Origin of the sequence: Bacillus halotolerans (genome assembly GCF_004006435.1) — a bacterium.
GTDB lineage: Bacteria > Bacillota > Bacilli > Bacillales > Bacillaceae > Bacillus > Bacillus halotolerans.
Map to the genome: position 1 here is coordinate 1,518,379 of NZ_CP029364.1, position 14,062 is coordinate 1,532,440.

Here is a 14,062-nt window from a genome sequence, read left to right on the forward strand (position 1 = left end):
GTAATTGATATATAAATCATTAAGGAGAGGTGAATATGATGCTTAGCTTTTTGGTTTCATTAGTTATTGCTATCTTAATTGGACTAATCGGAAGCGCCATCGTCGGCAATCGCATGCCTGGAGGAATCTTCGGTTCGATGATTGCAGGGCTGATCGGCGCATGGATCGGGCATGGCTTACTCGGAACTTGGGGACCAAGCCTTGCAGGATTTGCCATTATTCCGGCAATTATCGGGGCAGCGATCTTCGTATTCTTACTGAGCCTCGTATTCCGCGGACTGCGCAAGGAAGCCTAGATATTAGATGATTCAGGAGGCATCGTTTCATACTGAAACGATGTCTTTTTATGTATGGACCTTATCAGATGCCCTACATATCATGTTACATAACAGGGAAAAATTTGAGTGTCATTTTTGAACATCATTGGTTGACAAGAAATCGTGATGGTCATATGATGTAGATAAAATAATTTGGTTTAAGGAAACTCTTTGTTGTATGGCAAAAACAATTAGAATTCAGGTGAGTACATGATGAATAAGGACATCACAGCACAATCTCCCCGTTCCAAAGCAGTCCAAGATGCGCTTGACGGGAAAAGCAGAGGATTCAGAGGACTGCTGCCTTTTTTAGGCCCGGCGTTTATTGCAGCCATTGCCTATATCGATCCCGGTAACTTCGCAACAAATATATCAGCAGGTTCTAAATATGGATATATGCTGCTATGGGTGATTTTATTTTCTAATATCATGGCGCTCTTGATCCAATCACTCTCCGCCAAACTCGGTATCGCGACAGGCAAAAACCTGCCTGAGGTCGCTCGTGAGGAATTTCCTAAGCCTGTCTCTATCGGCTTATGGATTCAAGGCGAGCTCGTCATTATCGCGACTGATCTGGCGGAATTTATCGGAGCGGCATTGGGACTGTATTTGCTGTTCGGCATCCCGATGCTCGAAGCGTCTATTATTGCGGCGATCGGCTCTTTCGCGATTTTGGAGCTTCAGCGCCGCGGATATCGCTCACTTGAAGCCGGTATTGCCGGCATGCTGTTTGTAGTGGTCATCGCCTTTGCACTGCAGACCTTTTTTGCAAAGCCTGATGCCGTCTCAGTGATGAAAGGACTTTTCGTGCCGACATTTCATGGCACCGACAGCGTGCTTCTTGCAGCAGGTATTCTCGGCGCAACCGTTATGCCGCACGCCATTTATTTACACTCTGCCCTCACACAGCGGCGGGTGGTCGGCAAAACAGATGCTGAACGGAAGAAAATCTTCAGATTCGAATTTATTGATATTTTAATAGCGATGCTGATTGCAGGGGCTATTAATGCGAGTATGCTGATTGTGGCTGCCGCATTATTCTTCAAAAACGGGCTGTTTGTCGAGGACCTTGATGTCGCGTTTCAGCAGTTCGGTCATCTTGTCAGTCCTGTTTCAGCCGCGTTATTCGGAATCGGCCTGCTGGTAGCGGGCCTGTCCAGCTCGTCTGTCGGAACACTTTCAGGCGATGTGATTATGCAGGGATTTATCAACTACCGCATCCCGCTGTATGTACGGCGGTTCATCACCATCATTCCGCCGATCTTGATCATTGCATCAGGCGTCAATCCGACGTCGGCTCTTGTGCTGAGCCAGGTGGTTCTTTCCTTCGGCATTGCCTTTGCCTTAATCCCGCTTATTATGTTCACAAGCAACAAGCGGATTATGGGTTCGCTGATCAATGCCAAATGGGTAACAGTGGTTTCTTGGCTGATCGCTGTGCTGATTGTTGCTTTGAATGTGTTTTTGATCGTCGATACGTTCCGTTAGAAAAAAACCGGCTGAAAGAGCCGGTTTTTTATTTTGGCTTAAAAGCTCATTGATATCATTTTTTACAGAAATTTGTTATGATAGAAGAAAAAATCGGAGTTTTGATAATGTCAGTATTTATTCTGTTTTATTTATGGATTGTCCCTATTGTTATCGGAATTTTATGTTCTGTTATCGCTTATAAATCAACAGGTAAAAAAATGCGAATCGCACCCGGCATTGCCATGGTGGTGCTCAGTATCATTTCCTTGATTACGGCTTTTACGGCTGGAGGCGCTAATTTTCACGTGTTTATCGGCGGAATGTTTTTATTCGGCACTTTATTAGTTGGTTCTGCTTTTCCTTTCTTTTTCGGACTTTCGAAAAAAGGGAAATAAACTTATAAAGACATTCATTTTGTAAGATTTGATAAGAATAAACAGATGAAACAGACAAGGACAAATGCGCTGATCTTTCTGCTTTGAAAGAAGATGCATTTGTCCTTGTGTCTGTTTTGGGCACGGCGAAAATCATGACAGGCTGCATAGATCATTCCTGCTGATCCCAATAAATATACGAGTCATTTTAAAGGTTCAAACAACCGATTTTATGACTCACCCTCCGTAAAATCAAAAAACAGGAGCCTTCACGGGCCCCTGTTTTTTTAGAATAACCGTTTTAAGCTTTGTTTCAATGACGGCATTTCAATTTTTTGGTTTTCGAAGAAGTTTTTCAGCATATATTTGCTGAAGCCTTTTGCCTGTCCGTAGGTGATTTTGCCGGGCAGCGGCGGTTCGTTTCCGATCATGACGTCGACAACGACCGGCTGATCGGAGTGAAGCGCCTCATGGAAAGCCGGTGCAAGTTCTTCCGCTCTCGTCACCTTGATGCCTTTTGCTCCGCAGCTTTCTGCAAATGCGGCATAGTCGACATTCTGAAGTTTTGTGACATAGTCGATGTTCCCTTTGACCTGCTGTTCATATTCAATCATGCCGAGATTTTCATTGTTTAAAATGACAACAGTAATCGGGAGCTTATATTTGACTGCGGTCGGGAGATCCTGCATGACCATGGAAAAGCCCCCGTCACCGCAGACTGCGATGGCTTGGCGCTCCGGTTCAGACAAGCTCGCCGCTATAGCTCCCGGCAGGCCGCATCCCATTGTCGCAAGCCAGCTGGAAACGATGAAATCCTGGTTGACGTTCATTTTGAAATGCCGTGCCATCCAGACGGTGACAGTGCCGACATCTACAGACAGCACCGCGTCTTCCGCTGCTGCCTCCTGAAGACGTGCGATGACCTGCTGAGGTTTAAGCGGTGTTGTCGCCTCAGTTTCATCTTTTTCGATTTCATTCCACCAATGCTGCATATGTTCAGTGCAGGCATTTAGGAATCTTCTGTCTTCCTTCCGTTCAATATACTCCGTCAATTCGCGCAGACCGAGAGCCGAGTCACAGACAAGCCCCGCTGTTACCGGATAGCGTTTGCCGATTTTCGCCGGGTCTGAATCAAGCTGGATGGCCGGTGTGTCTTCCGGCAAGTAATCACGATACGGGAACGAGGTGCCAAGCATAATTAACAAATCGCATTCTTCCATTGCCTCATAGGCCGGCTTTGTCCCAATCTGTCCAAGGTTGCCGAGAAAGTGCGGGTGCTTATCGGGAACAACGCCTTTTGCGGGGAGCGTGACGACGATCGGCGCCGCTGCTTTATCCGCAAATTCCAGTAGCTCCCGCTTCGCCTTCTTCATTCCCTGTCCCGCCAAAATGATCGGCTTTTTCGCATTGTTAATATATTGCGCGCATGTCACAAGCTGTTCTTTTTTCGGTTCAAGATTCCCTTCAATATACAACGGTGATGTATAAACGGGTTCCCGTTTGATTTTCTCCGCAAACAAATCATCTGACACACTTAATACCGCAACGCCTTTTTTGCTGTAGGCAGTGCGGATCGCCTGATTCAACAGATCCGGCAGTGACTCCGCGCTATGTACCTCCCTGTTAAACACTGCCACGTCTTCAAACATTTGCTCAAGCTTAATCTCCTGAAAGTAGTCCCGCCCGACTTCACCTGAGGAAACCTGACCTGCAATCGCAAGCACAGGGGCGCCGTCCGCTTTTGCATCGTATAAACCGTTCAATAAGTGCACCGCACCCGGCCCTGCAATTGACAGGCAGACACCGATCTTGCCGGTGAGTTTTGCCTCAGCCGCGGCTGCCAGCGCTGCCACCTCTTCATGGCGGGTTTGGATGAATTCCAATTGATTTCTTTCGTGTCTCAGTTCCTCAATAAATTCGTTAATGCTGTCTCCGGGGATGCCGTAAACATGATCAACTCCCCAATGTTCAAGCAGTTCTGTCATTGTTTGTCCTGCTGTTTTGTGTGCCATGCCGTATCCTCCTTTTTCCTTTTTCAATACCACAGGGGGAGGCGTTTAAAACCCGGAGGCAACTATCGCTTGCTGTATTTCCTTCTGAACAGGTCTAGGGCCGCCAAAAAGCTCTTGTCCTTGACGGTAATACGGATGCCCGCAGCGCCGTTTAGAAAATCTCTGATTTGCATTTTCCGGTTTGGCACCATCAAAAGCGGCAGACGCTCTGGCGAAAACCACTTCATCCCGGCCGTTTCCATGCCGTTTTCTATCGCTTGTCCGCCTGTTATGTTCCCTGCAAACACATGCTGTTCGTCTTGAAACTTAGGTCTTTGATAGACACCCAATTTCCCGGAAGGCTCTATCAGATATCCCGTTTCTTCCATTACCTCCCGGACCGCCGCTGCCTCCGGGGTTTCTCCTGATTCAACCCGTCCGCCCGGCAAATCCCATAAAGGAACGTCTTTTCGTTTGACCAGCAGAATCTGCCGTTTTGTGTTTGTCACTATGACAAATGCCCCTTCCGTATACATCGCCATTTTCCCCTTTATTTAAAAAAGACCAAGGAGATGTCCCTTGGTCTGAGCTGCTTACTTTTTAAAATGATACGGCAATGTGGCAACGATTATGTCCTTCTTCCAGAACAGCCGGACTCTGAGCAGGAAGGCTGACTGGTTGTGCAGAATGGTGTGCCAGCGTTTTTTTGTGATAAATTGCGGGAACAGCACCATGACAGAAAACTGTTTCTTCTTCGCTTTTGCTTCAACAGTTTCCAAAAACTTATCAAACGGATGGACCAGGCTTCTGTACGAAGAGTGAAGCGTGACGAGACGCACTCCATTATTCAGCTCTTCCCAGCGTTTTTCCACTTTCTTTTCCTGTTCTCTGTCAAACGACACGTGAACGGCAATGACCTGATCTGACAGTGACTTCGCGTATTGAATAGATTTTTGCACGACGGTCGTGACGCCGGCTACAGGCACAATCACGACCGTACCTTTGATTTCTTCCGGCTGTTTGTTTACGATACGAAGCTGTTCACCGACAGCCGTATAGTGATTTTTAATCGCAAAAAACAAAAAAACGACGATCGGCATAAAGATTAAAACAGGCCATACGACATTAAACTTCGTGACAAATAGGATGGACAGAACCATAAACGATATCAATGCGCCGCAGGCGTTAATCAGCATTTTTCCAATCCAGCCTTTTGGTTTTTGTTTGATCCATTTGATGCACATCCCTGTTTGTGAAAGGGTAAATGGAATAAACACACCGACCGCGTATAGCGGGATTAAGTGCTCCGTCAGCCCTCCAAATAACAGAATCAGCACAATTGAGGCAACACCTAAAAAGATAATCCCGTTTGAGAAGCCTAAGCGGTCGCCTCTTACTGTAAACATGCGCGGCATGTATTGGTCTCTCGCCAAGTTGAAGGCAAGCTGCGGGAAGGCTGAAAAGCCCGTATTCGCCGCAAGGACCAAAATTAACGATGTCACACCCTGAATGACATAGTAGAACACATTTCTGCCGAAGGTATCCGATGCGATTTGTGAAATGACCGTTTCATTCGGTTTCGGAGCCGTCCCGTAACCGTATGCAAGTACCGTAATGCCGGCAAACAGAACCGCAAGCAAGATCCCCATCATAGCCAACGTTCTCGCCGCGTTTCGCGCAGGCGGGTTTTTGAAGGCTGGAATCGCGTTGGAGATCGCTTCAACTCCGGTGAGCGCGGAACAGCCGGATGAAAAAGCCTTAAGCAGCAAAAACAGCGTAATGCCGGCTACCGGTGTGCCGATCGGTGTATGATGGACTGGCTGATCAATTTGTCCTGTCATAAGCTTAAAAAGACCGACGGCAATCAGGATGAAAAGCGCCGCCACAAACAGATAGACCGGGTAAGCAAGAATCGATGCTGATTCTGACAGCCCCCGCAGATTTAAAATCATAATCACTAAAACAAGTAAAACAGCAATCGGTATATGATAATCATGCAGTGCCGGGAACGCCGACGTGATGGCGTCCGTCCCTGCGGAAATACTTACTGCTACAGTTAATATATAATCGACAAGCAATGAACCGCCTGCAATCAGCCCGGGCTTTTCGCCGAGGTTTTCTTTTGATACAACATACGCCCCGCCGCCCTGCGGATAAGCGTAAATAATTTGCCTGTATGAGAGAATCAGCGCGAGCAGCAAAATGAGTACGCCGACCGCTATCGGAATGGAATACCAAAATGCAGCAGCGCTTACCGCCGCCAATATGATAAGAATTTGTTCCGTTCCGTAAGCGACAGATGATAAAGCATCTGAGGAGAGCATGGCAAGCGCCTTTAATTTCGTCAGTTTTTGTTCTCCTGCGGCTTGTGATTTTAACGGTTTCCCAATCAAAAAACGTTTGATTGAATGATACATCGATGTCTTCCCCTTTTAATTTCATTTTTCATTAAAACAATAAAACATCCGCATCTGTTCTCACATTTTGTAATAGTCCCTTTCTGCTATGATGTCTCTGTATGCGATTTACATCCTGAAAATTGAACAGCAAAAAACACAGAGGCAAACGGATGCCCCTGTGCCTTAACATCGAACACAGGTTTCATTCATCTCCTCTCATGAACGCTTACGAGGTTAGCTGACGGATTCGGGCATATGAGAGTTTGCCCTACCTAAAAAGGATTCACCCCGAGCGGCAAAATGCCGCTAAAATGGGTCCCCCGCTCTGTTTACAGATTAAGCGATTTGTTTTCTAAAAGAGATCATACTCCCGTTTACGTATGTTGTAAAGAGGCTTATCGGCCGGGAGAAAAAAATAAAATGACAGGTTCCACAAATGGAAAATTTAAACCAAAAACAAAAAAACAGAGGCTGATAACAGCCTCTGCCTTATTCTCTGTCTGTCTTTCTCTTTCTTCGTCTAACGGTTACCCAAATGAAGGCTGCCGCAATTACCATCATGAGAGCCAGCACGCCGATATACAGCAGTTGTTGCCCATGATCTTGTGCTGTTTTTTCTGTTTCAGAACTGTTTGTTTCCGATTTGAGCTGCTGGTGGTTTGTAAACACCTGCTGGCTGTTTGTTTCATTGATGACGGTCGCCGTGTCATCATTGCTGTTCAAAAAGCTGATGATTTCTTTTGTGACGGCCGCGCCATTTCCTTTCAGCGGCGCAAAAACAGCCATCGTATAATTTGAATCCCATAAAGACGCTTGGGTAAATGCCACTTGTTTCGTCGTCTCGTTCAGCATTTCAAAGCCCGACACGTCAAACGAGCCGTTTTTCGCTTGAGGCACGAGCAGATCAGAAGATTTCTCTTTCAAAAGAGAGAACTGGCTAATGCCGCCGATGAAAATTAAGTTCCGGCCTTTCGCGTCCTCCGCTTTAACTTCAGATGCTTTCCTTACTGTGAAAGATTGCTGGGCTTCGCTTCCAAAGGAATCAGTAACGAGAGAAAGCTCCTTAAGCTTGGATTTGCTCACGCTGTCAGGTAGCACAATCAGTGTTGTCTGTTCCTGATTTCCGGCGTATGGAAGCGGCCATTCTTGAAAATCGGCTGACGGAGATGTGCCTTTGATCGTGTAAGACAATGTGCTGCTTTTATCAATGAAGACCCATTTCTCTTCGTCCGTTGTGTTGCAAGGGTTGTTTTCCTTTAAGCCCGTGGTGATAAACTGTATATCAATGTAGCGGTTTTTCTGCAGCAGCTCAGGGTCTACTTTCAGCGTGACATGATAGTATCCGTTTTTATCTTCTTTCCCTAATTCATCAAGGCGAACTGAATGCGGCTGACCGTTGATGAGGACCTTCAGCTCTGCTGCTTGAGAGGCTGAACCGCTTTCTGCCGCGGCTGCTTGAATCGTTTCCGATTTCTTTAGTTTAAGCGACAGCTTGGCTGATTGATTTTGGTCTATCATCGCAGAAGCCGGATAAAAATAATGTGCTGAAGATGTTTTGTCAGCTCCGATTGTCATATCTTCTGCCCCGAATTTCTCAAGGGTCAGCTTATTGCTTACCTGCTTTTCAGCCTTCTGAAGCTTGCCAATTGAAAGTGTTTCCCCGCTTAGCTGGCCGGTGTAAGTCTGATCGGCGATGGCGCTGATTTTTTCTGAGAGCACATCATCAGATGCCGCTTGTGCAAACAGAACCGGCTGCTGCTTGCCCTGTGCTTTCAGCACGCGCTCCGCAAGCAGAAGTTTTTCTCCTTTTGCCTGTAAGCCGGCTTGTTTGATCAGCTTCTTCACCTTGCCGTTCCAATGCTTATCCACTCCGATGAAAATGGTCGGCTTGTCGATTTGCTTCACTTCAGATTCCTTCACAAACGAAATGCTGACACTGCTGTCCGCAGTTTTCAGGTATCCTTCTGTCTTGACAGCCGCTTCAATTTCTGCCGAGCTCGGGTTATCCGGAATGACAATAGCAGTCTCTTCCGCTGTATTTCCCGATTGGGCAAATGGGTATGGGTAATGTTCAAGTGATGTTCCCTTCGCTTCGCTGCTGTCCGCCAGTGTCAGGCGGCTGTCCGGATAAATTTTGATCCAGTTGCCGGACGTATCCTGTCTGACGCAGACGCCCTCTTTCAAGACGCCGTAAAATTTCAGTGATACGCTGTGATAGCCTGGAGCGGACTGGCTTTTGTTCAAGTTCAGCTTCAGTGTTTTCCGTTTTGGATCGCCGTTTAGCTTTAACGTTTTTACCGGTTCATTGTCAATTACAGCCGTTAACGATGAAGGAGAAATTAAAAGATCTGATGCCTCATATTCAATCACCAATTGCTGGCTGCCGGAAGAGGCGCCTGCCGGAATCTGATACGTCAGTTCCGCGCTGTCTTTTGATCCGTACAATGTCATAAGATCGTTTGTCAGCACCTGCTGTTTGGCTTGTTCACGGCTGCTTTTGCCCAGAAGCGAGCCATCAACCTGCATCTCTTGGGCAAAGGCCGATTGTCCGGTCATTGCCAGCAGCAGAAAGCTTGTAAGAAAAATAAGTAGTTGTTTCAAAAAGGTCACCCGCTTTTATGTTGATTGTATCGTTCTGTTTTGTACCATTTGACCTCTTGCTTGAATAAACGGTGCTTGATTTCTACGAATAAAGAATAGATCACGAGCACAATCCATGCCTGCGAGTACGTAAAGTACATAAGAAATACGATAAAGAAGTTTTGCCTGTTCATTTCTGTTTTTTCGATGCTTAACGTAATCATGACCTCCGTCATAAATAAGAAAAACGCCAAAATCCAAAGGATCATTGCCAAAAACCCGACCGACAAATGCAAATCATAAAACAGATTGACCACAAATATCGTGTTTGACATGATCACGCCAAAGAAAAACAGGAAATACGTAAAGAAAAAGTAAAACAAGTCAAAGATAATCCGTTTTCGTTTCAGTTTGAAAAACTGCGCCAAAAACTTCAGGACGACATATTGGTTGCCGCGCGCCCATCTCGTCCGCTGGCGCCACCACACCTTCCACGTTTCCGGCTCCTGCTCCCAAGTAATAGCTGCCGGAAAAAAGCGGATGTGATAGCCGAGGTTATACACCCGGATGGTCAGCTCGGTATCTTCAGCCAGCGCTTTATCATCCCAGCCCCCGAGCTTTTCAATAATACTTCTGCGGATCGCGAAATTGGTTCCGGGAATGGTGGCGATTTTGAACCACTTCCATCTGCCTCCCTGTGCCATCCACTGAAAACAGATCGTTTCAATATTGATAAACTTCGTCAGCAGCGTTTTTGCCGCATTGATGACGCGGAATTTCCCCACCACTGCGCCTGCCTTCTCGTCATTCATCAGACCGAGAACAAGATAATACACGGCCATTTTTTCAGGCGTGTTGTCGGCGTCATATACACAAATGACATCGCCGTTCGATTCAGCAAAACCGGAGTTGAGCGCCGAGGATTTGCCTTTTCCGGCGTTAGGCGGTTTTGTGATCACCATTTTGATAAAATCGTATTTCTCGGAAAATTCATTGACGATATCACCCGTCCCGTCTGAAGAATTATCGTTTACCACAATAATCTCCAGCCGGTCCTTCGGATAATAAAGATTCACCATTGCCTTCAGCGTCTGCCGAATGACAACTTCTTCATTATGGGCCGGGATGAGCACACTGACCTTCGGCAATTCCTTCATATTTTCTCTCCACTTCGGAATGTTCCGCTCGAAGGTCATGTAGTGGCGGAATCCGCCTTGCATGAGAAACATGTGATAGAGAAGCATCACCCATATTAAACTTAGCGAGATAAAGAACAGCGTATTACCCAAGGCTTCTTCTCTCCTTAAACATTCGTTTTTTCAATGTGGCTCTCAAGTAAAACGTATAGCTGACAAACATCACGACAAACAAGAGCACAACGGCGGAGAGAACCCATAACGCCTTTTCCAGCGGGGTTTGCCGATGGTGGTCGAAAAACTCGCCAATGGCACTTACATTGTTTTTTACGTGAACCGTTCCGTCACCGCTTGTATGGATTTCCACTTTGTCCGTTTTGACGGTTTGTTGCGTTTTCTTCAAATCAAGCCATTCACTGTCCGGAATGCGTTCCATCCGGTCAACGAGCTCCGGCAAATATTTCATCCCGAGATACGGATGATAAAACCCTCCGGCCACTCCGCCTTCAAAATCAATCATCTGGGAAATGTGTTCCTCCATATCGCCGAGCGGGTTTTGCTTTGATGTATCGACAAAACCGATTGTTTCCGGATACAGCGTCATCCCATGCAGCATAGCTGGTTTGGTCAAAAAAGGGGATGCGCCGGAAGTCTTCCATGTTGTATCGCTGAGCTGCACCTGCCCGAAAATGCTTGAGAAATACTGTGAAGCCATTTGATAGCCGTACTCAGACATCGTATAGTGCGGGGCTTCAAATGCCAGCGGATAAAGCCCTGCCGAGGTTAAATCCTCAATGGCGTGCGTCAGCTTTTGCCTTGTATATGTTTCTTCCTTTTCCTGAAACGGCTTCAAATAGCTCTTATAGGCCTGTTCGTTCGGAAAAGCCTGTTCCTTTTCCAAAATGGACGGGGTGTCATCGGCATTTTCCGAAGTGATCGGCTGGTCCGCCTTGGCATCCCAAAATTCGAAGCCCTCTCCTGTTTCACTGTGGCGATAGGCGTGTGTGTAGCCGTGAACAATGATACTGCCGCCCATGCTTTGCAGTTTTTTTAATACCTTGACCATCTTCGGTTTATCAGACAAATACACTTTATCGCCTGTTTCCGGATTCAGATACACCGGAATGACTGACAGGATAAAAGGCACATGTCTCTTGTACAGATATGTACCGGCTTGAAGCAGCAATGTTTCATCAGACATCGGGCTGATATCCTCCAGCCGCAAATATAAAAGCGCGGTTCCGGCCTTCTCTCCAAATGCTGCTCGAAGCTCTTTCGCCACAATCAGATTGTCATTTAACAGATTGGTTAAGCCGATGTACACATTTGATTTATCCGTTTTCCATATAAACGGACTCGTTTTGCCGTCATCAGATGTAAAGGTATACAGCCCCTTTCCTTTCAGGCCTGATACGCTCAGCACGTTAAGCCCGCTCTCTAAGGAGACATCGTTTTTTTCCGTGCTGCTGTGAATCTGATAGACATGTTCTTTTCGGGTTAAGGAAAGACCGGAAAATTGGCTGATTTGTCCGGCGTTATAGCCGATGGCGACGACGGGTTTTTTTACGCCGCTGATAAGAGACACCAGTTTTTTGCTGAGCTTTCTTTTCGTTTGCCCGTAATAGATGACATGTTCTTTGCCTTTCACATCAGATGCTGTAACATCCGAATCTTTTCTGACCGTGACATGAGTTGCAAAATGGCCGGCCAATAAATCGAGCATTTTGACTTGAGGCGACTCTTTGCCGTCCAAGGTTGAATAGATGATGAGAATGCCGTCATCCTTCTCCTTCGCTTGGGCAGAAATAGGAAAAGAAGCAATAGCTGTCAGCATCAGAACGGACACGCAGAGTAGCGTTATTCTTTTAAAGTTCATTCATCATCATCTCGTTTTCCAGTTCTTCTAAAAATTGATCAGCTGTCCTTATATCTCTTCGATAAGGTAAATAACAGACATGGAACGTAAGCGACACATACTTTCCGTTTGTCAGCTGATACGTGTCCAGCTGTTTTTTCAGCTTTGTCAGGACGGCCGGCATATGTTCAGCCGGCGTGTGTGTCAGCACAATGCCGAAGCGCTCATCAGAGGGGCGGAATTTTTTATCCGTTTCCCGAACGCTTGACCTGATTTGCCGGCTGACGAATTGAAAGAGAAGGTCGGTCTCTTTCTCCCCGTACAAAGACTTAAATTCCTTGAAATAATGCATATGAAGCAGCAAAAAGACAAAGGAATTGCCGTAGCGCTCCGCCCGTTTGATTTCCTCTGACAGTTCCAGTTTCATTCTTTGCTTATTATCAAAGCCCGTCACTCTATCGACAGCCACGAAGCTTTTGATTTCAGATTGAAGACGTTTGACTGAATGGCGCAGCTCTGCTGCGATATCATGAATTCTTCCTGATATAAAGGAAAACAGCAAAAGCGCAATTCCCCACACGATAAGCATGCGCAGCCCGTCTTCAGCCGAAAACATCACAGCCTGTCCAGTCTGAAAAAACATCATGAGCGTGCCGAGAACAAAGAGAACGATTAAGGTGACCGCCAGCGCGTAAATCGGACCGAACCAAATGCCGGCCCCGATCACGACAAATGTAATGCAAATGATCAGAAAGCCCTCCGACTGCTCGGCGGACACATAAAAAATAAACAGAGACAGGGCTGCGATGAGCCCTGAAAGATAAGCATATAATTTTTGTGATTCATTGAATGATCGTTTCATTAAAAAGCTTCCTTTCGGCTAACAGCGGCAGCAGATTGTCGAACGAGTGCGTGTCGGAGCCGCTCATGTAACCCCCATAATACGGTTTCGCCGGATCAAGAATTTCAAAGTCATTCATTCTATCATAAATCGCTTTGATGACCGAGCTGTCTTCATGCTGTTTTGTTAAAAATAAAACAGCTAACGCGTATACGGACGGCGACTCATATTGGACGGCAGGCTCCTTCGTATCTGCCACATATCGTCCGTACAGCTTTCCGTTTGCCTGAAATTCCTTTTTGACCCACTCTGCTATCACAGCGGCTTTCTCATCCCCTTCCGGCAAATGCCACGCGGCGTACAGCTGGTCAATGATGTTTACTTCACTGTCATATTTGTACTGCTTCGACTCTGCGCTGTACGTCTTTGGCAGGAAACCATTCTTTAAAGGGGCTAGATAGAGAACATCGGCATTTCGCTGTTCTGTTTCTTCGTCTATGATTCCATACTTTTTCAAAACAGCTAGTGCATCGGGCATGACATACGAAAGCGTCACGTCCTTTGAAGCGGCATGAGAGGCTGAATCGTAAAAGTCTGTAAACATCCCGTTGTACATGTTGTAAGTCTTTAAAGCCGTGCCAATATCACGGGCAGTTTTTTCATATTGGCTGCTCCCCCAAAGAGCAGCTGCCTGATCGAGAGACACCATGATTCTCATATCATCAATCAGCGCGTTTGTCCCGCTCGCTTGACCGTTTTGTATCTTCCATGTCACCAACTGATGATTCAGAAGAAAAGAATCCCTCAGATGCTGATATTGCTCCTGAAAATGCGAGGCATCTTGTCTGCTGACCAAAAACTCCATCCACAGGCCAATCGATTCTGATAAATAGGAGGGCTGATCTGAGAAATCCGTTTTGATAAGCCCTTGGTCATTCATAAGATTGTGATAGATGAAATACTCCGCCGGCTGAAGCGGGCGGGTATTCATATCTGCCTCAGACTGATATAGGGTTTTATTCCCAGCTTCAGCACACCCTGCGGAAAGTCCGATAGATAAGCAAAATAAGATAGCAGCGACCAACACATGCCGCACAGG

11 protein-coding genes and 1 riboswitch are annotated in these 14,062 nt (G+C 46.4%); of the genes, 3 read left to right on the top strand and 8 right to left on the bottom strand.

The features are described 5' to 3' along the window. The first annotated feature begins 38 nt into the window (after positions 1 to 38). The 3 genes from DIC78_RS07750 (at position 39) to DIC78_RS07760 (ending at position 2,182) form a co-directional block, all read left to right on the top strand. A complete protein-coding gene (locus tag DIC78_RS07750; protein ID WP_010333083.1) occupies positions 39 to 296 on the top strand; it encodes a GlsB/YeaQ/YmgE family stress response membrane protein in 258 nt (85 codons plus the stop codon). Between the two features lie 231 nt (positions 297 to 527). Continuing rightward, a complete protein-coding gene (locus tag DIC78_RS07755) occupies positions 528 to 1,805 on the top strand; it encodes an Nramp family divalent metal transporter (RefSeq protein ID WP_049809886.1) in 1,278 nt (425 codons plus the stop codon). A 107-nt stretch (positions 1,806 to 1,912) separates the two neighbouring features. Continuing rightward, complete coding sequence (locus DIC78_RS07760) at positions 1,913 to 2,182, top strand: hypothetical protein (protein ID WP_010333081.1); 270 nt, start codon at positions 1,913 to 1,915, stop codon at positions 2,180 to 2,182. A gap of 266 nt (positions 2,183 to 2,448) precedes the next feature. Here the strand turns inward: DIC78_RS07760 and DIC78_RS07765 are convergent, their stop codons facing one another. From DIC78_RS07765 to DIC78_RS07800, 8 genes are all read right to left on the bottom strand, one after another. Next, the gene (locus tag DIC78_RS07765; RefSeq protein ID WP_095714111.1) at positions 2,449 to 4,173 is read right to left on the bottom strand and encodes a pyruvate oxidase; all 1,725 of its coding nucleotides are present in this window, start codon (positions 4,171 to 4,173) and stop codon (positions 2,449 to 2,451) included. A 62-nt stretch (positions 4,174 to 4,235) separates the two neighbouring features. Continuing rightward, positions 4,236 to 4,688: an NUDIX hydrolase gene (locus DIC78_RS07770; protein WP_106022302.1), complete on the bottom strand. Its 453-nt coding sequence runs from the start codon at positions 4,686 to 4,688 to the stop codon at positions 4,236 to 4,238. A gap of 57 nt (positions 4,689 to 4,745) precedes the next feature. Further along, positions 4,746 to 6,569 carry a potassium transporter KimA gene (kimA, locus tag DIC78_RS07775; RefSeq protein ID WP_127695946.1) on the bottom strand — a complete coding sequence of 608 codons (1,824 nt, stop codon included), beginning with the start codon at positions 6,567 to 6,569 and terminating at the stop codon, positions 4,746 to 4,748. A gap of 190 nt (positions 6,570 to 6,759) precedes the next feature. Further along, positions 6,760 to 6,904: riboswitch (cyclic di-AMP (ydaO/yuaA leader) on the bottom strand. Positions 6,905 to 7,040: 136 nt separating this feature from the next. Continuing rightward, complete coding sequence (locus DIC78_RS07780) at positions 7,041 to 9,152, bottom strand: cellulose biosynthesis cyclic di-GMP-binding regulatory protein BcsB (protein ID WP_106020970.1); 2,112 nt, start codon at positions 9,150 to 9,152, stop codon at positions 7,041 to 7,043. A gap of 5 nt (positions 9,153 to 9,157) precedes the next feature. Further along, entirely contained in the window at positions 9,158 to 10,420 is a 1,263-nt protein-coding gene (locus tag DIC78_RS07785) for a glycosyltransferase family 2 protein (RefSeq protein WP_106020972.1), read from the bottom strand. Continuing rightward, complete coding sequence (locus DIC78_RS07790; protein WP_127695948.1) at positions 10,413 to 12,143, bottom strand: DUF2334 domain-containing protein; 1,731 nt, start codon at positions 12,141 to 12,143, stop codon at positions 10,413 to 10,415. Before DIC78_RS07790 ends, DIC78_RS07785 begins: the two co-directional genes overlap by 8 nt. Beyond that, positions 12,133 to 12,984, bottom strand: coding sequence for a diguanylate cyclase domain-containing protein (locus tag DIC78_RS07795; RefSeq protein WP_103671944.1), 852 nt, complete (start codon positions 12,982 to 12,984; stop codon positions 12,133 to 12,135). The genes DIC78_RS07790 and DIC78_RS07795 overlap by 11 nt, the downstream gene beginning before the upstream one ends. Next, complete coding sequence (locus DIC78_RS07800) at positions 12,965 to 14,059, bottom strand: lipoprotein YdaJ (RefSeq protein ID WP_127695950.1); 1,095 nt, start codon at positions 14,057 to 14,059, stop codon at positions 12,965 to 12,967. Before DIC78_RS07800 ends, DIC78_RS07795 begins: the two co-directional genes overlap by 20 nt. Positions 14,060 to 14,062 lie beyond the last annotated feature (3 nt).

Coding starts and splice junctions, on each gene's coding strand:
- DIC78_RS07795 (WP_103671944.1), bottom strand. CDS start 12,984: ATGAAACGATCATTCAATGAATCACAAAAATTATATGCTTATCTTTCA.
- DIC78_RS07755 (WP_049809886.1), top strand. CDS start 528: ATGATGAATAAGGACATCACAGCACAATCTCCCCGTTCCAAAGCAGTC.
- DIC78_RS07770 (WP_106022302.1), bottom strand. CDS start 4,688: ATGTATACGGAAGGGGCATTTGTCATAGTGACAAACACAAAACGGCAG.
- DIC78_RS07760 (WP_010333081.1), top strand. CDS start 1,913: ATGTCAGTATTTATTCTGTTTTATTTATGGATTGTCCCTATTGTTATC.
- kimA (WP_127695946.1), bottom strand. CDS start 6,569: ATGTATCATTCAATCAAACGTTTTTTGATTGGGAAACCGTTAAAATCA.
- DIC78_RS07750 (WP_010333083.1), top strand. CDS start 39: ATGCTTAGCTTTTTGGTTTCATTAGTTATTGCTATCTTAATTGGACTA.
- DIC78_RS07790 (WP_127695948.1), bottom strand. CDS start 12,143: ATGAACTTTAAAAGAATAACGCTACTCTGCGTGTCCGTTCTGATGCTG.
- DIC78_RS07765 (WP_095714111.1), bottom strand. CDS start 4,173: ATGGCACACAAAACAGCAGGACAAACAATGACAGAACTGCTTGAACAT.